27 protein-coding genes are annotated in these 26677 nt (G+C 38.0%); 12 read left to right on the top strand and 15 right to left on the bottom strand.

Going from position 1 to position 26677, the window contains the following annotated elements:
- Positions 1–2426, bottom strand: a 2426-nt coding sequence (locus BUR11_RS16720) for a DUF7507 domain-containing protein (protein ID WP_143186034.1), incomplete at its 3' end; no start/stop codon positions are given.
- 470 nt (positions 2427–2896) lie between these two features.
- Between BUR11_RS16720 and BUR11_RS16715 the strand changes: the two genes are divergently transcribed.
- A complete protein-coding gene (locus BUR11_RS16715; RefSeq protein ID WP_074226108.1) occupies positions 2897–4306 on the top strand; it encodes an aldehyde dehydrogenase family protein in 1410 nt (469 codons plus the stop codon).
- On the top strand, positions 4303–5172 hold the full coding sequence (locus tag BUR11_RS16710; protein ID WP_159439238.1) for an alpha/beta hydrolase: 870 nt from the start codon (positions 4303–4305) through the stop codon (positions 5170–5172). The genes BUR11_RS16715 and BUR11_RS16710 overlap by 4 nt, the downstream gene beginning before the upstream one ends.
- A 33-nt stretch (positions 5173–5205) precedes the next feature.
- On the opposite strand, the gene BUR11_RS16705 is transcribed toward BUR11_RS16710, so the two are convergent.
- Entirely contained in the window at positions 5206–5439 is a 234-nt protein-coding gene (locus BUR11_RS16705; protein ID WP_074226106.1) for a hypothetical protein, read from the bottom strand.
- Complete coding sequence (locus BUR11_RS16700) at positions 5414–6016, bottom strand: RNA polymerase sigma factor (RefSeq protein WP_074226105.1); 603 nt, start codon at positions 6014–6016, stop codon at positions 5414–5416. Before BUR11_RS16700 ends, BUR11_RS16705 begins: the two co-directional genes overlap by 26 nt.
- Before the next feature lie 350 nt (positions 6017–6366).
- On the opposite strand from BUR11_RS16700, the gene BUR11_RS16695 reads away from it, so the two are divergent.
- Together BUR11_RS16695 and BUR11_RS16690 are read left to right on the top strand one after the other, a co-directional pair.
- Positions 6367–6723, top strand: a complete 357-nt coding sequence (locus BUR11_RS16695; protein WP_074226104.1) for a DUF3127 domain-containing protein — start codon at positions 6367–6369, stop codon at positions 6721–6723.
- A 13-nt stretch (positions 6724–6736) separates the two neighbouring features.
- A complete protein-coding gene (locus tag BUR11_RS16690; RefSeq protein WP_074226103.1) occupies positions 6737–7195 on the top strand; it encodes a hypothetical protein in 459 nt (152 codons plus the stop codon).
- Here BUR11_RS16690 and BUR11_RS21245 read toward each other — a convergent pair.
- The 4 genes from BUR11_RS21245 to BUR11_RS16675 are packed head-to-tail and all read right to left on the bottom strand — an operon-like array spanning position 7192 to position 10854.
- On the bottom strand, positions 7192–7341 hold the full coding sequence (locus BUR11_RS21245; protein WP_200800419.1) for a hypothetical protein: 150 nt from the start codon (positions 7339–7341) through the stop codon (positions 7192–7194). The two genes, BUR11_RS16690 and BUR11_RS21245, sit on opposite strands and share 4 nt — an antisense overlap.
- A gap of 34 nt (positions 7342–7375) precedes the next feature.
- On the bottom strand, positions 7376–7891 hold the full coding sequence (gene purE, locus BUR11_RS16685) for a 5-(carboxyamino)imidazole ribonucleotide mutase (protein ID WP_074226102.1): 516 nt from the start codon (positions 7889–7891) through the stop codon (positions 7376–7378).
- Complete coding sequence (locus BUR11_RS16680; protein WP_074226101.1) at positions 7891–9033, bottom strand: 5-(carboxyamino)imidazole ribonucleotide synthase; 1143 nt, start codon at positions 9031–9033, stop codon at positions 7891–7893. Before BUR11_RS16680 ends, purE begins: the two co-directional genes overlap by 1 nt.
- Positions 9034–9087: 54 nt before the next feature.
- Entirely contained in the window at positions 9088–10854 is a 1767-nt protein-coding gene (locus BUR11_RS16675; protein ID WP_074226100.1) for a MutS-related protein, read from the bottom strand.
- Positions 10855–10947: 93 nt separating this feature from the next.
- On the opposite strand from BUR11_RS16675, the gene BUR11_RS16670 reads away from it, so the two are divergent.
- The 3 genes from BUR11_RS16670 (at position 10948) to BUR11_RS16660 (ending at position 12817) form a co-directional block, all read left to right on the top strand.
- Entirely contained in the window at positions 10948–11139 is a 192-nt protein-coding gene (locus tag BUR11_RS16670; RefSeq protein ID WP_074226099.1) for a hypothetical protein, read from the top strand.
- Positions 11140–11257: 118 nt separating this feature from the next.
- Positions 11258–12085, top strand: coding sequence for a hypothetical protein (locus tag BUR11_RS16665; RefSeq protein ID WP_074226098.1), 828 nt, complete (start codon positions 11258–11260; stop codon positions 12083–12085).
- Positions 12086–12139: 54 nt separating this feature from the next.
- Positions 12140–12817 (top strand): nitroreductase family protein, encoded by a 678-nt coding sequence (locus tag BUR11_RS16660; protein WP_074226097.1) that lies wholly within the window; start codon positions 12140–12142, stop codon positions 12815–12817.
- Positions 12818–12868: 51 nt separating this feature from the next.
- Here BUR11_RS16660 and BUR11_RS16655 read toward each other — a convergent pair whose 3' ends face one another.
- Genes BUR11_RS16655 through BUR11_RS16645 form a run of 3 tightly spaced genes read right to left on the bottom strand, consistent with a single transcriptional unit; the run spans position 12869 to position 15526 of the window.
- Positions 12869–13720, bottom strand: coding sequence for a mechanosensitive ion channel family protein (locus BUR11_RS16655; protein ID WP_074226096.1), 852 nt, complete (start codon positions 13718–13720; stop codon positions 12869–12871).
- A 25-nt stretch (positions 13721–13745) separates the two neighbouring features.
- Positions 13746–14450 carry a methyltransferase domain-containing protein gene (locus tag BUR11_RS16650; RefSeq protein WP_074226095.1) on the bottom strand — a complete coding sequence of 235 codons (705 nt, stop codon included), beginning with the start codon at positions 14448–14450 and terminating at the stop codon, positions 13746–13748.
- The gene (locus BUR11_RS16645; protein ID WP_074226094.1) at positions 14450–15526 is read right to left on the bottom strand and encodes a type III polyketide synthase; all 1077 of its coding nucleotides are present in this window, start codon (positions 15524–15526) and stop codon (positions 14450–14452) included. The genes BUR11_RS16650 and BUR11_RS16645 overlap by 1 nt, the downstream gene beginning before the upstream one ends.
- 91 nt (positions 15527–15617) lie before the next feature.
- Between BUR11_RS16645 and BUR11_RS16640 the strand changes: the two genes are divergently transcribed.
- The gene (locus BUR11_RS16640; protein ID WP_074226093.1) at positions 15618–16514 is read left to right on the top strand and encodes a UbiA family prenyltransferase; all 897 of its coding nucleotides are present in this window, start codon (positions 15618–15620) and stop codon (positions 16512–16514) included.
- On the opposite strand, the gene BUR11_RS16635 is transcribed toward BUR11_RS16640, so the two are convergent.
- Positions 16511–17626 (bottom strand): NAD(P)/FAD-dependent oxidoreductase, encoded by a 1116-nt coding sequence (locus BUR11_RS16635; protein ID WP_074226092.1) that lies wholly within the window; start codon positions 17624–17626, stop codon positions 16511–16513. The genes BUR11_RS16640 and BUR11_RS16635 overlap by 4 nt on opposite strands.
- 120 nt (positions 17627–17746) lie before the next feature.
- Here BUR11_RS16635 and BUR11_RS16630 point away from each other — a divergent pair, with 120 nt between their 5' ends.
- Together BUR11_RS16630 and BUR11_RS16625 are read left to right on the top strand one after the other, a co-directional pair.
- Positions 17747–20266 (top strand): zinc-dependent metalloprotease, encoded by a 2520-nt coding sequence (locus BUR11_RS16630; protein ID WP_074226091.1) that lies wholly within the window; start codon positions 17747–17749, stop codon positions 20264–20266.
- A gap of 99 nt (positions 20267–20365) precedes the next feature.
- A complete protein-coding gene (locus BUR11_RS16625) occupies positions 20366–20776 on the top strand; it encodes a Fur family transcriptional regulator (RefSeq protein WP_074226090.1) in 411 nt (136 codons plus the stop codon).
- Here the strand turns inward: BUR11_RS16625 and BUR11_RS16620 are convergent.
- Complete coding sequence (locus BUR11_RS16620) at positions 20773–21000, bottom strand: hypothetical protein (protein WP_074226089.1); 228 nt, start codon at positions 20998–21000, stop codon at positions 20773–20775. The genes BUR11_RS16625 and BUR11_RS16620 overlap by 4 nt on opposite strands.
- Positions 21001–21147: 147 nt before the next feature.
- Here BUR11_RS16620 and BUR11_RS16615 point away from each other — a divergent pair, with 147 nt between their 5' ends.
- Positions 21148–21621, top strand: coding sequence for a YcxB family protein (locus BUR11_RS16615; RefSeq protein WP_074226088.1), 474 nt, complete (start codon positions 21148–21150; stop codon positions 21619–21621).
- Positions 21622–21804: 183 nt separating this feature from the next.
- Here the strand turns inward: BUR11_RS16615 and BUR11_RS16610 are convergent, their stop codons facing one another.
- The 3 genes from BUR11_RS16610 to BUR11_RS16600 form a co-directional block, all read right to left on the bottom strand.
- Entirely contained in the window at positions 21805–22110 is a 306-nt protein-coding gene (locus BUR11_RS16610) for a hypothetical protein (RefSeq protein ID WP_074226087.1), read from the bottom strand.
- A 51-nt stretch (positions 22111–22161) separates the two neighbouring features.
- Positions 22162–25281, bottom strand: a complete 3120-nt coding sequence (locus tag BUR11_RS16605) for a S41 family peptidase (protein ID WP_074226086.1) — start codon at positions 25279–25281, stop codon at positions 22162–22164.
- Between the two features lie 101 nt (positions 25282–25382).
- Positions 25383–25889, bottom strand: coding sequence for a fasciclin domain-containing protein (locus BUR11_RS16600; protein ID WP_074226085.1), 507 nt, complete (start codon positions 25887–25889; stop codon positions 25383–25385).
- A gap of 153 nt (positions 25890–26042) precedes the next feature.
- Between BUR11_RS16600 and rlmH the strand changes: the two genes are divergently transcribed.
- A complete protein-coding gene (gene rlmH, locus BUR11_RS16595; RefSeq protein ID WP_074226084.1) occupies positions 26043–26516 on the top strand; it encodes a 23S rRNA (pseudouridine(1915)-N(3))-methyltransferase RlmH in 474 nt (157 codons plus the stop codon).
- The last annotated feature ends 161 nt before the right edge of the window (positions 26517–26677 follow it).

The following is a 26677-nucleotide window of genomic DNA, read 5'->3' as shown; positions in this document are numbered from 1 at the left end:
TGGTTCTCGCCCGGTGCCAAGGTAACCGGACCCGGAGTGATCGCGCTCAATCCACTCAATGGATCGCTCACTGTCACATCTGTCAAGGTCACGTTGCCTGTGTTGCTCACATCGAAGGTGTACGTGATCACATCTCCTGCAGCATTGTAGGTAGATGGTGTAGCACTCTTCACAATGTCGATCGACGGAGTTTGAGTTGCATTTACAGTTTCTGTATCCGAGTTAGATACCACTCCATTTCCGGAAGCAGTAGCGATGTTCGTTACAAAACCTGCGTCAATATCAGTTTGAGAAATGGTATAACTTCCAGTTGCAGTTACACTTGCACCCGGTGCTAAAGGACCATTTACATCTGCAATACCTGCTATTTTATCATCTGAAACGCTGAATGGTCCATCAAGAGTCACATTTCCAGAATTGGTAATCACATAATCATAAACTACTACATCGCCAACTGCTGAATATGGATCTCCTGATTTAACCTGCTTGTCTAAGGTCAATTCATAATTTTGACAAACTGAAACGATTGTAGGAGTATCGTTGTCTACAGCAGTTCCTGATAAGTCAGATACGGTGAAACCATTGGCATCTCCACTTGCAGTAGCTTGGTTTTGCACCTGACCATTTTCGATATCAGTAGCTGTAATAGTGTAAGAAGCAGTATAAATCCAAGATTCTCCAACACCTAATTCTGCATCTCCGTTTCCATCGTCTGAAAGAGTCAATGCCACCACTGGGTTTGGAGCCTCAAAAAGTGGATCAGAAATCTGAATATTTGTCAATGGATAAGCTCCATTGTTGGTCAATGTAAAGCTGTAGTCAATTGTTGGATTTAAGGTTGGATCTAAACAATCTTCTCCGGTAGGTCCATTGGTTGCTTCTTTTACTAATGTAAGGCTACATACTCCTACATTGACAGTAATTTCAACCATTTCACTTTCACACTCAGTACCATCAATTTTGGATTGACTTACATAATAAGTAAACACACCAGCTGAAGCAGTGGAGATAGAAGGCGCTCCCTGTAAAGGATCCATATTGGAATCAAACCAATTGATTAGATAGTCAGAAGAAAAAGGAGCAACAGAAATAGCCTGTAATTGATCAACACCAGAACCTACACAAAAATCAAAAGAAGCAGGAGCTGGTGATGGAGCTTGTAGTGGTAATACGATATCAAAATATGCAAATTTTTCACATTGGTTTCCACCAACTGAAAAATACTGATATCCTATTTTATAGGTGTCACCAGGACCTGCAGAAGTCAAATCAATTTCACCCGTTGCAGGATCTATAGTGATCGTACCTGTGTTTCCAACACCTTGCTCAGAAATAAAGAATTCACCTTCCTGAATTCCTGAAATAGTAGGAAACGCAGAATCGCCGCAAAAATCATCAGAATTATATGTAATAGTCGCAGTACCAAGTTCTATTTGAACAGGAATAGATTCCACAAAATCAGCAAGGGAGGATTGATCACTTGCTCCAGAAGCTCTGGACTTAATAAATATATTACCAATTGAAACTCCAGCACAAGCGTCACCAACTACATTTAACAGCGCAGTGAAATCCACTGCTGCTTCAACAAATTGTTCTGCATCGTAAGGAGCTCCATAAGTATTTAGAGGATCGATAGTTCCATTGATACTTCTAGCTGCAATAGCAAGTGGACCAGGCGTGTTTAGCTTCCAAGCAAACCCTCCATTTCCATCTGGCTCCCAAGTATAAAAGTCAACGTTAGGAGTACTAGCAAACTCAACCGCAATTAAAAAGTCACCTACTGTTCTACCTCCATCAGGTCCATTTGCAGAAAAAGTACCGCCTGCAACAGGGGTAATTTCATTTTGTAAGAACTCGAAATCTACATAAGCATTACCATTTGTTGCAAGTCTATCGGCACCAACAAAAATCCATTGATCTTTAGTTACCACATCGGTACCTATATGTAAGTACACATTACCCAAATCATTTTTTGGCTGCACATTACCAGTGGTCCAACTCCAATCATTTGGATTTTGATCAAACTTACTTGATGAAAAGATGTTTCCAGTTCCTGGGGTAGTGATCGCTCTTATTTCATCTTTGAAATAAAAGCTGGTGCTTATATTTACTGGAACAGCAACATTGCCATTGGCAGTAAATACATGCCCTCCATCACCTGATAAGCCCGGAAACCAATCACCTACACCCGAAGGAGCAGGAAAATTAGCTCTTAAATCCCCATCGATGGAGAAGCCCCCTGTTGGCTCAGACACATCAATGGTAGCTGGGAGAGTTATTTGGGCAAATGCTCCTGAGGTTAACAGAAAAAATAAAACCAATAAAATCTGGATTGATTTTAAAGACTCCATCTCCCTTCTAACCTTTTCGAAAAATCCACTTGATGGTGGTTGGGAGGTTAATTGACAATTGGATAAAGTGTCCATATCGTGTTTTTTAAAATTTTTCGAGTTCGTAAAACTTTCGTCAATAATTAACTTTTATTAATTTCTTATTGAATTATTTCAATTTTTAGTACTCAAAACCATAAATAATTCAACATTCAATAACAAATAGATCTTCATTTTTTGCCTTAAAAGGTATTATGTCAATCCAATTATGCGTTAAAAATACATTTTTTTGCTTTTCATATCCAAATAAATGCATAAAAATATTTTTACGTAATGCATTTTTTTTGCTACGAAATTATTTTTCAAGTATTTAAAATCGATTTTTAGGGGCTTAAAGGGGCTAAATAGACGAAAAATGCTATCTCATTGAAAATCAGAAGATTTTGAAAAAAAGAAAAAATACAATTGCTCCTTATGCACAATATCTATATACAGACTAAAAAAATTGTTTTTCTTTTAGATACAAGAAGAAAATTAGTATCTAAGGCCAAGTAATCAATTCAATAATGTCTCAAGAAATAATATCATGCTTCGAATCTCAAAAAACTACCGCAATCCAATGGAGAACCTCATCCCGTAAAGAAAGAGCAGAACGAATCATCAGAATTCAAAAGTGGATTGAAACAAATATCTCCAGAATTCAAGTAGCCCTTCATGAGGATTTTAAAAAACACCCGGCCGAAACAGATATTAGTGAAATTTATCCTGTGACGGCAGCAATTAAGCATACCCTTAAAAACCTAAAAACCTGGATGTCGCCAAAAAAAGTTGCTCCGGGATTATCCATGACCGGAACCAAGGCAAAGATTGTATACGAACCTAAAGGAGTCTCTTTAATCATCAGCCCATGGAATTATCCGTTCAATTTAGCTATTGAACCTTTGATATCAGCCTTGTCAGCAGGTTGCCCAGTAATATTAAAACCTTCAGAACTATCTCCTCATACCTCTGGATTAATACAGAATATGGTAGAGGAAATTTTTGATCCCTCTGAAGTCCGGGTATTTAATGGTGATGCAGAGGTAGCTAAAAAACTCCTTGAACTCCCCTTTGATCATATATTTTTTACTGGCAGCCCCACAGTGGGAAAACTCGTCATGGAAGCCGCCTCCAAAAACCTTAGCTCCGTAACCCTTGAATTAGGTGGGAAATCACCTACAATCATTCATAGTGATGCAGATTTAAATGATGCTGCTTTTAAAATTATATATGGAAAATTTTTAAACTGTGGACAAACCTGTATTGCCCCAGACTATTTATTGGTTCAAAAGGACATTAAAGATCAATTACTTATGGAGCTTAAGGTGGCCATCCAAAAAATGTATGATCCTCAATATAAAGGAATTGAAAAATCAGCGGATTTAGCTAGAGTCATCAATCTAAAACACTTTAATAGGCTTTACTCCTTGTTAGAAGATTCTAAATCAAAAGGTGCGAAGGTGGAATTTGGAGGAAATTCTAACCTAGAAACACTTTATATAGAGCCTACCCTTATATCTAATATCACAGAAGATATGGCTATCGCTGAAGAAGAGATATTTGGCCCCTTACTCCCCATCCTCTCCTACTCAACAATTGAAGAGGCCATTTCCCTAATTAATAAAAAGCCTAAACCACTGGCCTTATATTATTTTGGGGAAGAAAGTGACACCTATAAAAAGGTGATCCATGAAACTAGCTCAGGAAACGTAGTCTTTAACGATTGCGTGCTACATTTTCTCCATCCTAACTTGCCTTTTGGAGGGGTCAATAACAGCGGGATTGGAAAATCACATGGTTATTATGGTTACCTTTCTTTTTCTAATGAAAAGGGAGTATTAAAACAAAGAGTGGGTTTTAACAATTCTACTTTAATGAAACCTCCCTATGATAAAAAGACTCAAAAAATTATTTCAACTTTAATCAAATGGTTATGATAAAAAACTTTTTTGCAATTCGATTTTTAGTTGCCCTGGCAATACCACTCTTATTTTTTTCCTGTAGCTCTGATTCGGATGATCCTGTATTGGAGCCGATCGTTGCAATGGATATTTATGATGAACCCTATGGAAGTGACGAGGATAATTCTATGGACATATTTTTACCAGAAGGCAGGACAAAAGAATCTACACCTGTATTTGTCTACATTCATGGAGGGGCTTGGAACAGTGGTGATAAAAGTGAAATATTAGCTTTTAGGACATTATTGGAATATTCCTTCCCTGGATATGCGATAGTTTCACTGAATTATAGCTTATATGATTTAGGTAACGGCTCTGGCCAGTTTCCTGCCCAAGAAAATGATATCATAGACGCTATTAATTATATAGCATCGAAAACAGATGACTGGAATGTATCTGATGAACTCATTCTCGCAGGTGCAAGTGCAGGGGGACATTTGGCACTTTTACATAGTTATAAGCATCCGGAGATCGGAAATATACAAGCTGTAATGGCTCTATTTCCTCCAACAGACTTGATTTCTTTATATGATTTCAACACCCTTACCCAACAAGGATTACAGCTTTTGCTTGATGGAACTCCAGAAAACAAGGAAACTGCCTACCTAGAATCTAGTCCTATTAATTATGTATCCTCTACGAGTGTACCCACGGTCTTCTTTCATGGTACGGAGGATGTGGTAGTCCCTATTTCACAAAGTGAATTATTAGAAAGTAAATTAAAAGAGGCAGGTGTTTCTTATTACTATGAAGCGATTCCAGGCCAAGGCCATGGGTTCGGACTGAGTACCTACCCTATAATAATTCAAAAAGCTGCTGATTTTATTAATAGCGAACAATAAAAAAACCCCGCTTTTGCGGGGTTACCAATTTTTTTAGACTCTTTCCAGTCCCGTAGACTGTGCCCTCGATTTGATGGCATTTACTACTTTTTCCGAAGGTTGAAGCTTGATCTGGTTTAATTGCTCCAAGGTGCTCAGCATTTCTACGTATTCTTCCATCAACGACTCGTCATTGTGTAAGGCTTGCACTAAAAGATCTTGTTCATCCTCGGTCATTTCCTGATAGATATATCTCATCAGGTCATTTGGGGTAAATAGTTTTGTCATAGGCAACATTAAGGTGTTTCATTTTTTTTCTTAAATGAATTAGCGCATACCTCATTCTTCCCAATGCGGTATTGATGCTAACTCCAGTTTGATCGGCAATTTCCTGAAAACTCATATCCAGGTAATGCCGCATAATTAATACTTGCTTTTGTGCTTCAGGAAGCTCCTCGATCAACCTTTTGACAAGCTCGACAGTCTCATCTCTCATTTGACGATCTTCGACCGTTTCTTCCGCAAATCTCAACGAATTGAAGACATTTGAACCATCCTCCATTAATATCATTGGATATCGCTTTGCTTTTCTAAAATGATCAATGGCCAGGTTATGCGCAATACGCATTACCCAAGGTTGAAATTTACCCTCTTCATTATATTTATCAGAATTGAGGGTATTCACAACTTTTACAAATACCTCCTGCAACAAATCTTCAGCAATTGCTTGATCCTTAACGATCAAGAATATTGTGGTATAAAGTTTACTTTGGTATCGATCTACCAAAAGATCAAAGGCAGCATCATTTCCACTTCTATATTGAGAGATCAAATCGCTGTCTTGAGGTCCTTTTCTTTTACTCATCTTCAGTTGGTTTATGAACAACGTAGAAGTCTATACCATAGTATTAATTAAGTGTGAAACAAAATGAAAGAATTTTAAAAATATGATTTACGATACACCCTTGCAAAGAAAACTACTCTTTTTGCATCATAAAATGCACGAAAATCATGAAACCAAATATTATTTCGTATTATCGATCTAACACTAAATTTTTGGAATCCCTATTTAAATTGTAAGAACGGAAAGTACCAAGGTTCATGCCAAAAAATGTTAAATCGTATTCTTTCCTAAGACTATTTTACACCCCTACATTCGTGAGTTTTACATACCATTGATTAACTTCGTGAAATCGATTAAAATTAAATTAGAAGATGGAATTAAGCGGAAAGATTATACAAGTTCTACCAGAAGTAGGCGGTAATTCTAGAAATGGAAATGCTTGGAGAAAGCAGGAATATATTTTAGAAACAGGGGGTAACTACCCTAAAAAAGTCTGTTTATCAATTTGGGGTGATAAAATTGATCAATTTTCACTTCAAGTGGGGGAGCAAGTAACTTTAGGTGTTGATGTAGAAAGCAGAGAATATAACGGAAGATGGTATACGGATGTAAAAGCTTATAAAGTAGATAGAACAGGCAATGGAGCACCTAGCACTCCTTCCGCTAACGAAATGCCTGAAGTAAGCAGTTTTCATTCAGACAGCGATGAAGATACGCTACCATTTTAATTGAAGGCAGCTCATGTGGGATGATTTTGATGAAAATTCAGAATGGGACGATGAGGATGAAGAGAACTTTAACAATCCTCAGGACCGGATTTATAAACATCCTTTGATGATAAAAGCCAGAGACATCATTGCTTTAACTCATGCTTTGGTAGGTAGTCTCGACGAAGCTAGAAAAGAATTATATGGAGGCTTGATGATGGAAGATGCGACAATGATGAGTTCCAAGTTTGCAGGTACCGAAGGCCTGGAAGATTATGTCGCTAAAATGGAGAATGCTACCATTATGAAAGTACATGCTAAAAGTCTGAGAGCGATGACTTACCAGCTTGCTGTTGAATCCACTCATGCCGAAGAGCATTTGCAATTGCTGCGAGATGCGATTGAAGAATACCGTAAGCTTTTCGTAGAATGGATCAAGGGTTTTGATGCCAATGAAAAATACGATGATGGCTGGGGAATTTTTACAGACTAAAATTTTCCTCCACCAAAGCTAAAGCCCATCCATGCGCCGAAGAACATTAGCAAAAGCGTAATAAGGATCACTAAAATGAGGACATTCAAAGGAACTTCCCATTTTTCCCCTCCAACGGTAAATCGAATTGGTTTCTTCCAGTTCATAGTATAAAAAAAAATGCGGCCTAGGCCGCATTTTTCATTTCTTTAAAATCTCCTTCCAACCTTTTTGTTCTATTTGTAAAGCAGAAGCTTCTACTTTTTCTCTTAAAGATGTTTTGAATTCATCCATTTTCGAAGCTACATTTTGATCAAAAGAGCCTACAATAGAAGCAGCCAAAATACCGGCATTTTTACCTCCATTTAATGCTACTGTAGCCACCGGAATCCCAGAGGGCATCTGAAGGATGGATAAAATACTGTCCCAACCATCTATGGAATTAGAGCTTAATATTGGAACTCCAATCACAGGCAAACTAGTTAATGAGGCCACCATTCCAGGTAAGTGAGCTGCTCCTCCAGCACCTGCCACTATTACTTTGATCCCTCTTTCACGAGCTGAACCTGCATAATCAATCATACGCTGAGGGGTTCTGTGAGCCGAAACCACCGTCAATTCATACTCAACCCCAATTTCCTCTAAAAATTGGGCTGCTTCTGACATAATAGGAAGATCCGATTGGCTTCCCATAATAATTCCTACTGATGGCTTCATTAGATGGATTTGATTTTAATTAGATCTTTTATTTTCAGTGCTTTGGTTTTGAGTGCAGATACATCTTCATCCAATACAGTTACATGCCCCATTTTCCGAAACGGCTTGGTTAATTTTTTACCATACATATGTATGTAGACACCCTTTTCTGCCATCGCAACTTCCTGTCCTTCTACTACTGCGGGGCCTGTAAATCCTTCCTCACCCAATAAATTAATCATGGCTGCAGGGCATCTTAATTCAGGATTACCCAGAGGCCAATTCATCACTGACCTTAAATGCTGCTCAAACTGGGAGGTAAAGTTTGCCTCAATCGTATGGTGCCCACTATTATGGGGCCTTGGAGCAATTTCATTTACCAACACCTCTCCCTCTTTGGTTACGAACATTTCCACAGCCAAAATCCCAACCATCCCCAACTTTAAAATTACATCTTTAGCTATTTCTTTGGCTTTCTCTTCTACCTCTTTGGATATTTCTGCCGGGGCAAATAAGAATTCTACCAAATTGGCAGTAGGGTGAAAAGCACATTCAACAGCTGGATAAACGGTCAAATCACCGGCCTCATTTCTTGCAACCGTAACTGCAATTTCTTTATCAAAATCAATTAATTTTTCCAACAATCCAGGAGCATCAAAGGCTTTGTCCAAATCCTCTTCAGATTTTATCACTTGGACTCCTCTGCCGTCATACCCTTCTTTCCCCAGTTTATTTACTGCAGGAAGGAAACTTTTATTGTGGATAACTTCAGACTTGTCTGCTGTCAAAATAAATTCAGCCGTGGGGATATCATGTTGTTGATAAAATTGTTTTTGCTCCCTTTTATCCTGAATCAATTGAAGAATCTTCGGTTGTGGATAAACTTTCTTTCCTTCAGATTCAAGTTTTATAAGCGCCTCAGCATTAACACTTTCAATTTCAACAGTAATCACATCACATTCTTTTCCGAATGCATATACGGTATCAAAATCCTTAAGAGAACCTACCGTAAATTTCTGAGAAAGGTCTTTGCAAGGAGCATTTGGATCAGGGTCCAAAATGTGGATATCTTGATTATAATTAATTGCAGATTGAATCAGCATTCTGCCTAACTGTCCTCCACCGAGAACTCCTAAAACAGGGGATTGGTTTTTATTCGCCATAGCTAAAATTGAATCACAAAAATACGAGAATCTGGGGGAAGGAAAAACTCATTCCTACTCTTGAAACCTGATTCCCATCAACTCCATTAATTTATGCGCATTAAAACTTGGGCATGGCCCTTTTTTTAATTTATAATCAAAGTTGATGGTATCATCCAAAATCTCCGAATGAAAACTTCGGTTTTCAACACCTGCAATCTTTCCTTCTAAAGCCGAAAGTTCTATATCATGCGTACTGACTATGCCTAACCCTTCTGTTTTTGCTACCTGTTTAAGCAAAGCCTCACTACCCGCTATTCGATCTTCTGTATTGGTACCTTTTAAAATTTCATCCAATAGAAAAAATATTTTCTCCTTCTTCTCCAATCGCTCGATCAGATTATGAATTCTACTTAGTTCGGCATAAAATGAACTGACAGACTCTCCTAAATTATCCGTATTCCGCATACTGGTGTAGAGCTGAAAATCGCCCATTTTAAATTTACTCGCAAATGGTTTCAACCCTATATTTGCCATGACCGCATTTATGCCAAGTGTTCTCATAAATGTCGTCTTTCCGCTCATGTTTGCCCCCGTTAAAAGAATGAATTTCTGCATAAGCCCTAATTGAAAGTCATTCGCAATTGCTTTTTCAGGTTTCAACAAGGGATGCGAAATTTCTGATCCTACCAAGACTGCAGAATCATCAAATTCGAGATCACCATGAACGCCAATTTCATACTCAAAAGCACCTAATGAAACCAAGACTTCCCAATCTTCTAATAGATCAGGGATTTTTGCCATCGCCTCACCATGGATATTTATCCAAGTCTGAAATTGCTTCATCAACATCAAATCGGTCCATAAAAGTAGATTGAAAGGTATATAAAGGATATTCAATCTATTATCAATCCACATCCCTAAGCGATCCAATTGTTTAAATAGTTGAGAAGCGCTTTCCTTTTTGGTTAGGATTAACTGATGTTTTTCTTTCAACAAAGGTGAGGAAAACTCCATTTTCTCCAATTCATATAACCAGGTAGTATAGGCTTTCAATTGGCTTCTAGTCGGAAGCTTTTCGGATGCTTCCTTCAAAAATTTAAAAACATAGCCCAATGGGATTAATCCTAACAAAATCCAAACTCCTACTATAGCTCCGGGGATAACTCCAACTATAGACAATCCTACCAATATCAACCCGAAAACTGGACCTAGAATTGACAAAACAGAGATATATAAGGGGATTTTTTTCTGGCTAGTAAGTAATTCCCGCCAATGTGAAGAGGATTTTTCCTCTGAAAAAAAAGCAATCCCACAGCTCTCAATTGCTTTTAACAAGCCTGGCTTTCCTGCTAATTCCTCACTTGCTTTTTGAAGCTTTTTAGCTTCTTTTTGATCAAAGGAGCTTTTCATTAAATCTGCTAACTTTTTCCGAGCTCCTTTCGATATGGTATGATTTACCAATTGAAATAAGGAATGTTCTCCAAAAAGATCCAAGTCATTGGCAAAAGGGTGATTCTTGTCTTGAAATTCTTTTCCTTGATCAATTCCTACCAGTTCCCGGTCTTTCCTTTGACCTGCCTGTTTATCAATTAAAATTAAGGCATTGTAAATCGCTTCCTGGTCCTTTTTATAGTTATATTTCTGAATAGAGCTAATAAAAATAATGATCGCAGCTATCAATGGTAAGACCCAAATTACGGATTGGGATAAGGTCAACACCCCAAAAATTCCTATCCCTACAAAAATAAGGAGCCTTAAAAAAGACAATCTTCCAGCACTGCTTTTTACTTGAGCAATTTTACCCGGAAGATCATCCATATCATAATCAAATCCCTTCATGCCCAAAGATAGTACAACCAACTCTGCCTGAAAAAGGATTCTTTACAAACCACCTGAAAAGGATTCCCGTTGAAACATGTAAATCTTATTACAATGAAAAAAGGAAAACACAAACCAAAAGAGAAACCAATTGATGAGGCTTATACAGAGGATTGGGATTTAGAAAATGGAATGGGAATTCTTCCAGAAGACATTTCTCTCACTCAAAATATCGGCTGTGTTGGAGGTAGAAAAAAATCTAAATCCAATAAGAAATCAAATAACAATGAAGACCTTTCATCCTAATTTCATTTAGTAGGGTATTTATGTATTTTTAAAAAAGAAATGATAACATACTTCTTACTGGAAAGTAGGCACGATTTTTACTAAACTTTTATACTCTTTTACTCCAACCCATAATTATATGAACCATTTTACAAAGTTTCACTCACTTTTATTCCTAGCATTGGTAGGCCTTATTGGGTTTTCCTGTAATTCAGAGGATGATGTCCCTGCAGAGGCAGACACTTCAATTGTTGTCGAAGTTTCCCAAGTAAATCAAAAATTTGAGGATCTAGATAACCTTACCTTAGCTGTCCTTGAGAGCACTGGCTTAGGAGCTCGTAAATCCAATACTGCTGCTGGAGATTTTTGTGCATCAACAGAAGTGACCACCAATTCTGAGCAAAAATTAATCACAATTGATTTTGGGGCAGGGTGTGAAAGTCCAAACGGAGTGAGTAGAAAAGGAAAAATAATTATTGCTTATTCTGGAAACCTATTGGTTCCAGGTGCAAACATCGTCACCACCTTCGAAGGTTATGAGGTAAATGGCTATAAAGTTGAAGGTACTCGAACCATTACCAATACCAAACTGGACATTTTTACAAGCACAATTACTTTGGCTGTAAAAATTGAAAATGGAAAAGTGACTTTTCCAGATGGAAAGTTTGTTACGATCAATACAGATGAAATCAGAGAAATCACTTTAGGTAGCTCTGGATATGAAGCCAAATTAACTGGAACAGCGAGCGGAAAAAGCCTAGAAGGCAATGACTATACCGCTACCGTTACAGAAAGCCTTATCATTACACAGTCCTGTCTGGAATCTGGAATTTATAGCCCAAGCAGTGGCCAAATCCAGTTCACTTATAAAGGAGCATCCATGACCTTGGATTATGGTTCCGGAGAATGCGATAAGGCTGGTACAATCACTTATCCAGGAGGCACCAAAGACATCACTTTCGATTAATTTTGTTTGATTTTCTCAAAAACGGCTATCTTTCGAGGTAGCCGTTTTTGTTTTATGGAAAAGAAAAAAATTGATGGGTATGACCATATCCGATACAAAAGAGCCCAAATCTCCCCGGAAGAAATGATTTCAAAATCGAAAGAATTCTTCTTTGAAATGGATCAAAGAAGAACAGTGAGAGAATTTGATCCGAGACCAATTCCAATGGAGGTTATCGAGAATATTATCAAAACTGCAAGCACCGCTCCTTCAGGTGCACATAAGCAACCTTGGACATTCTGTGTAATCTCTGATCCAGAAGTCAAGAAAAAAATCAGATTAGCCGCTGAGGAAGAAGAGAGAATCAGTTACGACGGTAGAATGAGTGAAACTTGGAAGTCAGACTTAAAACCCTTGGGAACAAATTGGGAAAAACCATTTTTAGAAGATGCTCCTTACTTAATTGTGGTCTTCAAGCAGTCTTATGGTATGGAAAACGGAGCAAAAGTTCAACATTATTATGTAAGCGAATCCGTTGGAATAGCATGTGGGTTTTTAATTGCGGCAATTCACCAAGCTGGATTGGTAGCAGTCACCCACACTCCTAGTCCCATGAATTTTTTAAGCCAAATTCTCCATCGTCCTTCCCATGAAAAACCATTTTTATTGGTACCAGTGGGATATCCCAAGGAAGAAACCTATGTACCTGATATTCACCGAAAATCTCTTGAGGAAATAATGATAAGGTTCTAAAAAAGGCGATCAAAAATTTTTTGATCGCCTTTTTTAAAAATTGGAAGCGGTTTATGATTCTTCTTCTGCCGCCTTTTCTTTGATTTGATGAACCACTCTTTGTGGGAATGGAATTTCAATTCCATGCTTTTCAAATTCCGAATTAATAGCTTCCATACCCGCAAAATACATTGGCCACATGTCCGCTGACTTTGCCCAAACTCTGACTACAATATCCAAAGAGCTATCCCCAAAATTATTCAATGCAACAAAAGGTGCCGGGTCTTTCAATGCTCTCGGATCATTCTCAAAAATGTTTAAGATGATCTCTTTTGCTTGCTTAATATTCGTTCCATAGGCAACACCCACCTTTAACTCAGCTCTTCTTGTCTCTTGTGTACTCATATTGACAATGTCAGAATTTGCCAGGTTACCATTAGGGATAATCACCTCCTGATTATCAAAAGTCATCAAATGAGTATATAAGATCTGAATTTTTGCAACGGTTCCGGTATGGCCCTGAGCGACCACCACATGTCCAACTTTGAATGGTTTAAAAGCCAATATCAATAAGCCCCCTGCAAAATTAGATAAGGAACCTTGAAGCGCTAAGCCAATAGCAAGACCAGCAGCACCAAATATTGCTAAGAATGAACTTCCTGGAACGCCTAAAATCATTAATACACCTACAAAAACTACTGCATAAAGTAGAATTTTGGAGAAGCCATAAAGGAATTCATTCAAAGATGGAGCATCATCCCTTTTATCTAAAAAGCGCTTTAAACCTGCTAAGATTTTCTTAGCGATAAACTTAGCGACAAAATAAAATAATAATGCGCTAATAATTCGAAGTGCGATCTCTATACCTAAACTAATACCCTCTGCATAAAGTGCATCTGTAGTTTCTTGAGACAGTTCAAACATGATAAATAAATTTGTTGGTTGATGATTATATTAAAACTAAAACTTGCCAGCGAAAAGCCCAATGCCAGCTGATTTCAAAATTTTTTAATTGAGCTGAATTTAATATCCTTTCCCAATCTCGTTTAGAAAAGCTTCTTAATACCGACAAAGGAGCGTCATTTTGAACCATTTTGGATTTGCTAAATAACCTAGTCAGTACTTTGATACTATAATAAGCAAACCAATGACGGTGCAAATCATTGATGACAATTCCCACACGGGATTTTTCACGAAGTGATTTGAGAAGATCAATAAGTTCTTGATCTGTAAAATGATGTGTAAAGAGCGTACAAGTAGTAATATCTACTTTGCAATCTGAAAACCCTGGTTCAAATACATTTTGAACTTCAAAAGTAATTTCGGATTCATTTGATAACCTAACCAGTGCAAGGTCAATAATGTTCCGATTGGCGTCAATTCCTATAAATTTAAACCTATTTTTTTGGGATCTGGACCAATCTGCCATCACTTTGATCATATCCCCACCACCACAACCAATATCTGCGACTTCATAGGTTTCTTGGGGTTTCAGCTTGACCAGTTTAGCAATACCAGAAGTGGTCACATAATTTCCTCCAAGCCATTTATTGATGGTTTTCAATTCATTTAAGGTGTGGTTGAGCTCTTCTCCTCCACAGTCCAGGTTATCCATCAATTCCTTTTCGTAGCTCCTTTGAGAAAATTTGCTCATTACTTTTCTAAATGAAGCGTTTCCAAAGTCAACCCTGGTCCAAACCCAAGAGATAGAATATCCCCAGATACTGCATCGTCATGTAGCATTCGTTCCAGTACAAAAAGTATAGTGGCTGAAGACATGTTTCCAAAATTGCGTAAGACTTCCAATGCATGAAAGTTTACTGACTGGGGTAATCCAAAGGCCTCTTGAACTTTGTTAAGAATTTGTTTTCCACCAGGATGTATAGCAAAGTGCTTTATTTTGGAAACTTGAAACTTCCTTTCAAACAAATCTATTAACTGGTGTATTCCCAGATCTAATAAGGAAGGGATGTACTTAGTCAATCGCATTTCAAAACCAAAATCTCCTATCCCCCAGGCCATATCTTTTTCACCTTCTCTAATTACCTGACTTAAATAGGACTTTATTTTCAAGCCGTGATCTGATTTTTTTAATAAGGCAGCTGCTGCCCCATCCCCAAAAAGTGAATTTGCCAAAATATTATCTTCCACATACTCCTTCTGAAAATGCAACGTGCATAATTCCACAGACACTAATAATACATTTGCATCGGGTTCTGCTTTCAGGATTTTATCAGAAAGCTTAATTCCCGTAAAAGCTGCATAACACCCCATAAAATGCAAGCAATAACGCTCCACAGAACTATCAAGCCCCAAAGAATTCATTAATTCAAGTTCTACTCCTGGGGCTACCATTCCCGTGCAGGAAACCAAAATAAGATGGGTCACCTCCTTTGCCTGTACGGAAGCTTTATCCAAACATTTTTTAGAAGCCTCGAAAGCAAGTTCCGGAGCTGATTTATTAAAAACCCCCATCCTAGATTTGGTTCGAGGAAATGGAGACAATTCTTGATTGTTTGGAAAAAATGTAAACTCGTTTGGATCCTCCTTTTCAAAATCCAACAACACGCTATGCCTGGTTTCAATACCTGATTTTTTATATAAAAACCTTAGCTTTCTAGCCTCCACATCATCGAGTTGATGGGCAAATTTCATAAAACCTGCTATTGAAGCCTGTTTGATTGGATACCCTGGGTTGGCTAAGCCAATACTGACGATGCTGGAATTCATATTCTTAAGTTAAGGGATATTTTCTAAATTGAATCGTAGCAATACAACCTTCTCTACTTAATAAAGTTATTAGCGCAATTAGAACTACGATATGATCACTGTTTCCAGTTTAAAGCATTTAAGAATTCCTTTTTCATTGTTCCTGATGCCGGTATTCTTTTTTGCGCTAGCCATCACTCCGAATCTTCAGGAATTGAGAATACTTTGGGTTTTTCTATCCCTTCATTTATTCTTATACCCTTCTAGCAATGCTTACAACAGCTTTTATGATCAAGATGAAGAAAGCATTGGAGGCTTAAAAAATCCTCCCAAAGTTACCCCGGACTTGTTTTGGTTATCCTTGCTCTTTTTTGCTGTGGCTTTATTTATTGGCCTCCAGATCAATTGGCAATTTGCCTCAATGATTCTTCTTTATGGCTTGGTAAGCATGGCATATAGCTATCCTGGAATCAGAATTAAAAAGTACCCTTGGGCAAGCTGGTTTATCGCAGGTTTTTTTCAGGGTTATTTCACCTTTGCTATGGCTTATGTAGGCTTGAGCGATTTAACTTGGGCCTCTGTACTTAAACCCCATGTAATCATTCCAGGCATGTTGACCAGTATGATGCTTTGGGGGTCTTACCCTCTAACACAGGTCTATCAACATGGAGAAGACTCAAAAAGAGGAGATAATACCCTCAGTTTAAAACTTGGAATCAAAGGAACATTTTACTTTTCAAACCTTTGGTTTATCCTAACTGGCATCGCATTTATCTGGTATTTTATAAGTAAAAATCAACAGGAAATTATCTGGGTATATCTAGGGGCCATGGCACCCATTATTTTATACTTTTTACTTTGGTTTAGCTTCGTCCGAACTAATCCTGATAAATATACAAACTACAGCTGGGCCATGGGAATGAATGCCATCTCTGCACTATTTCTAAATGCCTTCTTTATCTATTACTTTTTCGAAAACACCCAGATTTTACAGGTCTTTGGCAATTAAAATGGTCTCCCATGAGTATTCTTTACAATGAAATTGGCAATCATTGGAAAATTCCCAATCAATTTTCCTGCAAAAACAGAACTCTTCTTTGCTCCAAAAAGGGTTTGAATTTGTCTTCCAAACCATAACCTTTTTTGAAATAAACCCTTCCATTGTTGCTCATAACGCCTTTCTACCAAATTCCTTAATCCTCCTTCTATAATAGATTCTGCAGCTAATTTTCCGGATTGAATTGCCATCGCCATGCCATTCCCACAAAGAGGTGTGATTAGGCCAGCAGCATCTCCTACCATCAGAATATGATTTTCAACTGGCTGTTTTGGTTCGAAATTAATTTCATTGATGACTTCAGGCTTATCAAAAAGGAAGTCACTATTCTTTAATAAGTCTCTTAAAATGGGATTTTTCCACAGTTGCTCACGCTCCATCACTTCGATAGAGCCAAATTCTCTTAATTGTTCTCTACTTCCTAAGTAACAGATGTTGAATTTTTCCTCCTCGATAGCATTGATCCCACAATAACCTCCTTCAAAATTATGCAAGGCTACTGTGTCTCTTAGAAAATCTGTTTTTACATGGTATTTGACTCCTATAAATGGACTTCTTCGCTCTATAAAAGATCTTTTTAAAGCTTTATCTAGTTTTGATCGCTTTCCAAAAGCTCCAATTACATAATAGGCGAAGCACTTTGAACCATCCGATAAGCTTAAACAAAACTGATTTTCTCTTTCTATAAACTCCACCTCGAACACTTGGGTCTTGAGCTTGATCTCTACTCCGACGTTTATTGCCTGTTCATATAAAAAATGATCAAAAACGAATCGACTGATCCCAAAACCACCTAGATCCAAAGGAATGGTCGTTGAATTTCCCAAAACGTCAGAAAACAAAAAATTATGAATCTGAGGGAAGTCCAATTCTTTGGGAAATAGTCCTTCACGTACTAAAAAATCCCGCGCTTCATTGGAAACATACTCACCACAAACCCGATGAAGAGGGTACTCCTTTTTCTCGATCAAAAGTACTTTTTGGCCATTTTTGGCCAGCAAATAGGCTGAAACTAAGCCTGCTAAGCCCCCTCCAACGATGACAACTGAATTTGTATTGCTCAATGTTTTCCCTTTAGCTCTTGGATTAAACCGCTTATCAAATAATTAGTTTTGGAAAACAACCTTACAGGAAAATCAAGGTTATTTTTGACAGCAATTGAAAGCTTAAACTAACAAAAAATTATGCAACCCAAATTATTAAGGAGATTTACTCTGATGCTATGTGTCATGGGTGTCTTTTTGCATGCTGAGGACTCTTTCGCTCAAAAGAAAAAAAAGAAAGACTCCAAAAATGCCCCTGCAGTCAGCTCTACCCCTGCAAAACCAAATGGCGGCTCTAAGTCAGGCCCGAAACCTTATTCAGAGGTAATCACCAAAGAGGCAAAATCAAAAGACGGCCTTTTTAAAGTACACCAAATTGATGAGAAGTATTTTTATGAAATTCCTGAATCCATGTTCGGGAAAGACATGCTCATGGTTACTACCATTGCCAAAACAGCGGATGGTATTGGGTATGGAGGGGAACGCACCAACACCTTAATGCTAAGATGGGAAAAAGACAATGACAATGTCCTTTTGAGAGTGGTTTCTGTCAACAATTTTGCGGCAGATTCATTGCCAATTTCGATGGCAGTTAAAAACTCCAACTTTGAACCGATCCTTCAAAAATTCGATGTCAAATCAAGATCTACTGACTCAACAGGAGTAGTGATTGAAGCAACTGATTTATTCAGCAAGGATGTTCAAGCATTGGGCTTACCTAGAAACAGAAGAACTGGTTTTAAAGTGACTCGTTTGGACAATGACAGATCTTTTATCCAGCATATTCATACCTATCCAATCAATATCGAGGCAAGATATATCTTAACCTATAATGCTTCCGAGCCTCCTTCCAACAGTTCCACTGGGCTAATCACTTTAGAAATGAATTCCTCCATGATCTTACTTCCTGAGGAACCAATGATGCAACGATTAGCAGACAGAAGAGTGGGATGGTTTAGTAGATCTATTGTAGATTATGGATCTGATGCACAAAAAGCAGCTAATAGAACCTTCCTTGATCGCTGGAGATTAGAAGTAAAAGAGGAAGATGTTGAGAAATTTAAAAGAGGGGAGCTTGTAGAACCGAAAAAGCAGATTGTCTATTACATCGACCCTGCTACTCCTGAGAAATGGGTTCCTTACCTAATTGCTGGTGTGGAAGATTGGCAAGCTGCTTTTGAAGAAGCTGGATTCAAAAATGCCATTACTGCCAAAAGAGCACCTAGTAAAGAAGAAGATCCTGATTGGAGTCCAGAAGATGCTCGTTATTCCGTGATTAGATATTTCGCTTCTGATATTCAGAATGCCTATGGACCCCACGTTTCTGACCCAAGAACAGGTGAAATTCTTGAGTCTGATATTGGTTGGTACCATAACGTAATGAATTTATTGAGAAACTGGTTCTTTATCCAAACTGCTGCCATCAATCCAGATGCTAGGAATGTCAAATTTGATGATGAAGTAATGGGTCGATTGATTCGTTTCGTATCCTCTCATGAAGTAGGACATACATTAGGATTACCTCACAACTTTGCCTCTTCCCATGCTTATCCTGTGGAGAAATTGAGAGATGCCGAGTTCACTAAAGCAATGGGTACGGCGCCTTCTATTATGGATTATGCTCGATTCAATTACATTGCTCAGCCTGGTGATGAGGGAGTTAGTTTGATGCCTAATGTAGGACCTTATGACAAATATGCGATTGCGTGGGGTTACCGACCTATCCTAGATGCCAAAACACCAGAAGAAGAACAACTGACATTAGATCAATGGATTACCTCCAAAAACGGAGATCCAATCTACAGATATGGGCGTCAAGGAAACAGTTATGATCCAACTGCTCAATCTGAAGATTTAGGAGATAACTCCATGAAAGCATCAGAGTATGGAATCGCAAACTTGAAGCGAATCGTTCCTAATTTGGATACTTGGACTGCTGAACCTGACAAACCTTTCAAAGATTATGATGACTTGGAAGAAATGTATGGCCAAGTTGTTACCCAGTTTAACAGGTATATGGGCCACGTTAGAACGAATGTTGGTGGAGTTGCTGAGGTGTATAAATCTTCCGGACAAGACGAGGCTGTGTATACACATACTCCAAAAGAGATTCAGAAGTCAGCCATTGCTTTCTTAAATAAGGAATTGTTTGCTACCCCAACTTGGTTGATGGATGATCAAATCTTTGCTAGAATAGATGACTTTGGAGCCTTAGAGAGAATCAGAGGTGTTCAAGTAAACGCATTGAATGGTGTGTTGGAATGGGGAAGACTAGGTAGGGTCATTGAAAATGAAGCGTTAAATGGATCTGAGGCCTATTCCATGACCGAATTATTTGACGACTTGAGAAAAGGAATCTGGACTGAACTTGCCTCTGGTAAAACCATTGACGTACACAGAAGAGCACTTCAAAGAGCCCATATCGAGCGATTGGAAGTTTTACTTACCCAAGATGAGCCTTCCGTTCCTGCTGCATTCAGAAGATATGTAGGACCTCAAATTAATGCCTCTCAATCTGATATCCGCCCGATGGCAAGAGGTGAGTTAAAAACACTACAAAGACAGATCAATGCAGCGATTTCTAGAACTTCCGACAAAATGTCTAAACTACATTTAGAAGATCTTTCTGCTAGAATTGATGCGATCTTAGATCCTAAATAAAAACCTACCTAATCAGGTATAGCTTAGAGGCTCCAAAATGGAGCCTCTTTCTTTTCCAAGGCAAATTTTTCTAGTAATTTAGCGTTGTCAAGAATAGATATGTCCAACCCACATTCCATATTACAAAGTCACAAGTTGCGAATTACCGACTGCAGATTGGAAATCATACGAGAATTCCTTGAAAAGCAGGTGGCGTTGGCGCATGCAGATTTAGAAGATAGCTTAGACAATCAATTTGACCGGGTTACGATCTACAGAACCTTAAAAACATTTGTTGACAAAGATGTGATCCACAAGGTTTTGGACGATAGTGGGGGGGCTAAATATGCACTTTGTTCACATGAAGAGCATGAAGAACATAGCCATGAACATGTGCATTTCAAATGTGAAAAATGCGGGGAGACTACTTGCTTGGAATCAATTACATTGCCTACTATCAAACTCCCAAATGGATTTCAAAAAAAAGAAATGAGTTTATTGGTGCAGGGAATCTGCGATAAATGCCATTAAAACTCCACCGGCTCCGTCCTGGATCCTCTAGGCACATCAGATGGCCAGATTACACCAGGGGGTAAATCAATCTTTGGTGGGGTCATATCTTCCACACCTCCATCTCCATCATCTCCGTTACTGTCTCGCTTTTTCAGAGAGTTACGAGTCAGGGTGGCTACGAAATATATTAAAATCACATACGCCAACCCGCAGAGCACCAGATCTATTACTAAACTACTCATGGCTAAAAATTTTATATAAGATAATCCAATACATATTTTAAATCAATGCCTTTTGCAAATTGTTTCTAGAAATCATGATTTTATGATTTTAATCGACTTGTTTAATCCCTCAGATACTAGGATATTTGCGCACTGAAAATAAAAGTGATGATAGTAAAGACGAAAAAATACCAACTGGAAACAGGAACTTATATTAAAATGGGATTGGCTAGCATTCTGAAAGAGCAATGGTGGGTAATCCTAATCGCCGTAGCCATTATGTGTGGCTATTTCTGGATTCCTTCCATTTGGTGGATTATCGGAGCCTTAATCGCCTATGGCTTGTATGTTTTATTTTGGGCAATCCAGTTTACGGGAGTAACTCAGATGGAGCAAAACAAAACCATCTTTGAGAAAATGGCCTATGAAATTGACAGTAGACAAATCTTGATGAAAATCAATACCCGCCAAGGAATGCCAGTGCAATGGAATATGATCAAAAAGGCTGAAGTGAAAAAAGATGCGTATGTACTATACCTATCAAAGGCACAATTTATCCATCTTCCATTTAGAATTTTCAATTCGGATAATGAGCGAAAATTCATGGAAACTATTCTGAAAAGAAAAGAACTGATCAAATAAGAATCAGACCATTTTAATAACAAAGCCTCCTGATTAGGAGGCTTTTATTTTTTATTAGTACTCGTATAAAATCTGATCTCCTGTATTCCTAAGGTTCAATACCACTTGATCTCCTTCCACTTTTAAATCAGCAATATGGATTGTCACTTCTTTGGTGATGTAAGCCTCGCATAATTCCTCATTCTAAAAGAATAAAACCAAGTTTCGTTGAGGAGGGTCCGATTCCAACACCTCTCCTGAATCAATTAGTCTGATTTCCCAAGATTCTCCATTACAGCCACCGGCACTGATATTAATGGTTAAGAAATCCCCTTTCAAATCCAAAGAGTTAATTTTCAGATCATCAGTTATGGCTGAATCAAAAGCCTTTTGATCAACCAATACTTTTGAATCATCCCATACAAGTTGAGGGCCTTCATCAGGATCAGAACAGGAGAAAAACGACAGCCAAAGAAGCAATACAAGCTGAATCCGTATAAACCTATTCATCAAGTGTTTTTTTAATACGGTAGTTTATCTTGAATCGCAACGATTGTTGACTTATTTCAGTTTTTCCAAAATCAATTCGATCGCTTTATCTAGCTGTTTTTGATTTCCCTCTAATCGATCAACAAAATTTTCATCCATCCTAATATCTGGGTCGACTCCCTCCTTCTCTAAATTTCGACCATCGAGGGTGTAACAACCCCATGAAGGGAGTCTGTAAAAAGAGCCATCCACCAAACCTTGTCCAGAAGTGAAAATTATCCAACGATAGGTTTCCGTTCCAACAATTGTTCCCAGCCCAAGCTCCTTGAAACCTTGAGCGGTCATCTCCGCATCGGAAAGTGATTGTTCATTTATTAATAACACGATTGGCTTATCCGAAGGAGAGAAATTAGGCTGATTGGTTAAAGCCCCGTCTCTATATTTCCACTTCAAATAACTTCTTTGACTTAGGAATTGAAGTACAGGATCATGGACATTTCCACCGGTATTGTACCGAAGGTCCAAGATCAACCCATCTCTATTTCCTTTATTGGAAACCATGTATTCGAGGAAATGCTGGAGCTCTCCTCCACCCATGTTTTTCATGTGTACATATGAAATTCTATCCCCGGTTTTCTCATCTACATAGGCTTCATTAGCATCCATCCATTCATCGTACAACCATGTTTTCATGGCGTTATAGGAAACCGGTCGAACCTTTACTTTCACTTCTTCTCCTCCTCTTTGAAAGATCAATTCCAACTCTGGACTCATCGTTGGTGCTACAAAATAGGAATCCCGATTTAGTGACTTATCCACATTTACACCATTCACAGAAACCAGCTCGTCACCTGGTAAAACAGGAATAGGATCAAGATCAAGTGGACTATCAGCGATTACTTTATCCACAGTGTAAGGAGACTCGTTATTAAAGACGATTCCAGTTTCCATGGATCGAGTACCTAAATAAATATCTTCCTCTTTTCCACTAGAGTTAAAGCCAAAATGAGAGGTGTTTAATTCACCCAACATTTCATTGAAAATCAAGGACAAATTGGCTCTACTACGCACATAAGGCAGAAATTGAGCATATCGGTCTCTTAATTCTTGCCAGTTTTCACCATGGAAATCCCCATCATAGAAGTTTTGCTCCATACCTGCCCAGGCTTCAAAATACATCTGTTCAAATTCATCTCGGAGGTTTTTAGAAAAGGATTCATTGATTTTAATTTCTTCTATTTTATTACTATTCCCATCTAAGGTGTTTACTTTTCCACCAGCCAAAAGGTATAGTTTGTCTTTATTTTTTACCATCTGGAAACCACCCATTCGCTGATCACTTACCTTCTCGGTTTTGGGATTTTCGAAATCTTCCAGGGTAGTTTTCCACATTTTTGGATTTCCTTCGTCATGATTGGAAATATAGAAAACGGTGGTCTTACCATTCTTTTGGATAACATAAGGAGAAGATTGCTGTCCAAAACTCGGACCTATTCTTTCCAGTCTATCCATAAAATCTCCCTCTGATATTTTGACTTCCACCTTTTTCTCTTCCTTATCTCCTTCCTCCTTTTCAGCAAATAACTTTTCTACTTCATCTGATTTAAATAGATCCGCAAACTTCTCCAACTTCATTCGATAAAGGTGCGCCTCGGTGGTACCATAGGGATAGCTGGGCTGTGTTCTATCTGTTGTAAAGTAGATATATTTCCCATCAGGAGACCAAACTGGATTTGTTTCAGTCACCAAGGTTTTCGTGAGATTGATGGTTTTTTTAGAAGGACGATGATAGATCATGACCTCCCTCTCAAAATTCCTGATGGGTGAATACACGATATATTGGTCATCTGGAGAGTAATATGGATTAGGGGTATAAAGCCCCCAAAGTTCATCTTCCACCAAGACTTTACTTTCCAACGTATTCATGTCAATTTCTCTCACTTCATTTCTACCGCTCACATATACCCCAAAACTTCTGTCTCCGCTTAAAGAAAGATTTCTGTTCTTATCCTGATCATTGGTCAGTTGCTTTTCTGAAGTTGGGTTTTCTGCAGAAATCGTAAACCAATTATGATATCCCTTTACGGTACGAGAATAAATAAGCGTCTTATTATCTGACATCCACTTTACCTCTTCTACAGCCTCTTTAGGGTGAGTGGGAATTCTCTTGACAAATTTCCCTTTGATGTCAGAAATAAATAATACTCCTCTGGATACAAATGCCATTTTTTCTCCATCTGGAGAAACATCAAAATAACTCACATTGCCCCCTACTTCCCTAGAAATTTCTTTCCCTAAAGTCTGATTCTGAAATAGTGTGAATTCTGGCTGAGTAGTTTCCCCGGATGCCACATCATAAAGAAATAGTTGGTAATCCTTTTGGAATACTATTTTTTCACCATTGGCACTGACTTTTGGCCACATGATAGAAGTTGGAAAATCGGTTAATTGAGTTTTTTGGGACTCTTTAAATGTATACAAATTGTATTCTCCATTGGCCTCATCAGATATGAAATACACGTTCCCATCCTGATCTATACTTGCTCCAAAATCCTTTCCTTCATAATCTGTGTATTGTTGATAAGCCTTGGTCTTAGGGTTATAGGATTTAATATCAGGATTATACTCACCCTTGTATCGCTTTCTATGTGCAAAGTTTTTGCTTTCCCAACTTTCATTGAAAAAAATCTCCCCGGTGACAGGGCTTACGACCGTATTATGGACCGTATTGAAATAATTCGGAAATAATCGTTTTGGAGTGGACCCTGCTATATTGATTTCAAAAGCAGTATATCGATTGTATCTATTGGAAGTGAAATAAATCGTTTGACTATCCCAACTCCAGGCTTCTACTTCATCAGTCGCTTCATGATAGGTCAATTGCTGGATTTCCCCACCTTCCAAAGGCATGATGAACACATCCATATTCCCAAATTGTTCCGCAGAGAAGGCAAGCCATTTTCCATCTGGAGAAACAGATGGTCTAGTCTCTTCTCCTTCCATGGCGGTCATCCGATAGGCTTGTCCACCATTGATGGAAACCTTCCATAGATCTCCCTCATAGCTGAAAATGATTGTTTCTCCGTCAGGAGTCAATGTAGGGGAAAATGTAAAATATGGTGATTTTAATTGTTGGGCAGTAACTGTAGTAAATCCTACTAATAGCAGTAGAGACAAGAATATGTTTCTCATTACAAGGCGGTTTAAATGAAAAGTATTCTAAAGTTAAAAAACCACCATCAATAAAAAAGCCCATCCAAAGGACGGGCTGAATAGGTTCAATGATTTAAAAATTACATCGATGGTAAAATCACTTTGTCGATCACATGAACTACTCCGTTATCTGCCATGATATCGGCATTAACAACAGTAGCATCATTAATCATTGCCTTACCATCTTTCAAAGTAACTTTTACGGAGCTTCCTTCTACAGTTTTGGCCATCTGACCATTTTTCAAATCAGAGGATAATACTTTTCCAGGTACTACATGATAGGTAAGAATCTTTACTAACTTCTCTTTGTTTTCTGGCTTTAATAAACTTTCTACTGTGCCAGCTGGAAGTTGAGCAAATGCTTCATTTGTTGGAGCAAATACAGTAAAAGGACCGTCACCTTTCAAAACATCTACTAAGTCTCCGGCTTTTACAGCTGCGACTAAAGTACTTAAGAAATCCTGGGACACGGCTAGATCTACAATATCTGCCTCCACTTTGGTCTCATGAATTGAATTAAATTTTGGGGTAAATGAGGAAGCTACTACTAACATCGTCAGTGTAACTGCTGCTACTAACTTTTTCATAATTTTTTTTGGTAATAGTTATTTTAGTTTACAAGCTAGTAACACGTGTATTAAACAATTGTTTATCAGATTTTTAAAACAATACGATAAATCTATTTTCCCTGATCCCAAAAAAAGGAAAGGCTTCATTTAAGAATTTTTAGATATTTGAGTATGCAAATCAAATTGATCGCTATAGGTAAAACAGATAATCATTCCATCAATTCATTAATTGAGGAGTATTCCAAACGCCTAAATTTTTACATCAAATTTGAATTTGAGGTAATTCCCGACCTAAAGAACACAAAATCCTTGTCAGAATCTCTCCAGAAAGAAAAAGAAGGGGAGTTGATTTTGAAGAAATTAGCGAACTCCGATGAATTAATTTTATTAGACGAACGAGGAAAAAGCTATAGCTCCATGGATTTTTCGGCTTACCTACAAAAGAAAATGAATGGGGGGCTCAAACAGCTTATTTTTGTAATAGGAGGGCCATACGGCTTCTCAGATGCTGTTTATTCAAGAGCGAATGGAAAAATCTCCATTTCAAAAATGACTTTTTCACATCAGATGATTCGTCCATTTTTTATAGAGCAGTTGTATCGCGGGTTTACTATCCTGAGAAACGAGCCTTACCATCACGAGTAAGGAAATCTGAACCTTCATACAGTAATGATAAGCTAGCTAGGAAAAAGGCTGGCCCAACTGGTTTATATTTTTACCTCAATGTTAAGTTTTTAGCTTTTTTATTTGCTAATGTTACCAAATTGTTAACTTTACATTATCTGATTAACATAGGCTTCATGTAA

Origin of the sequence: Algoriphagus halophilus, from assembly GCF_900129785.1 — a bacterium.
Taxonomy (GTDB): Bacteria; Bacteroidota; Bacteroidia; order Cytophagales; family Cyclobacteriaceae; genus Algoriphagus; species Algoriphagus halophilus.
This window is presented reverse-complemented; position numbering and strand designations above follow the sequence as displayed.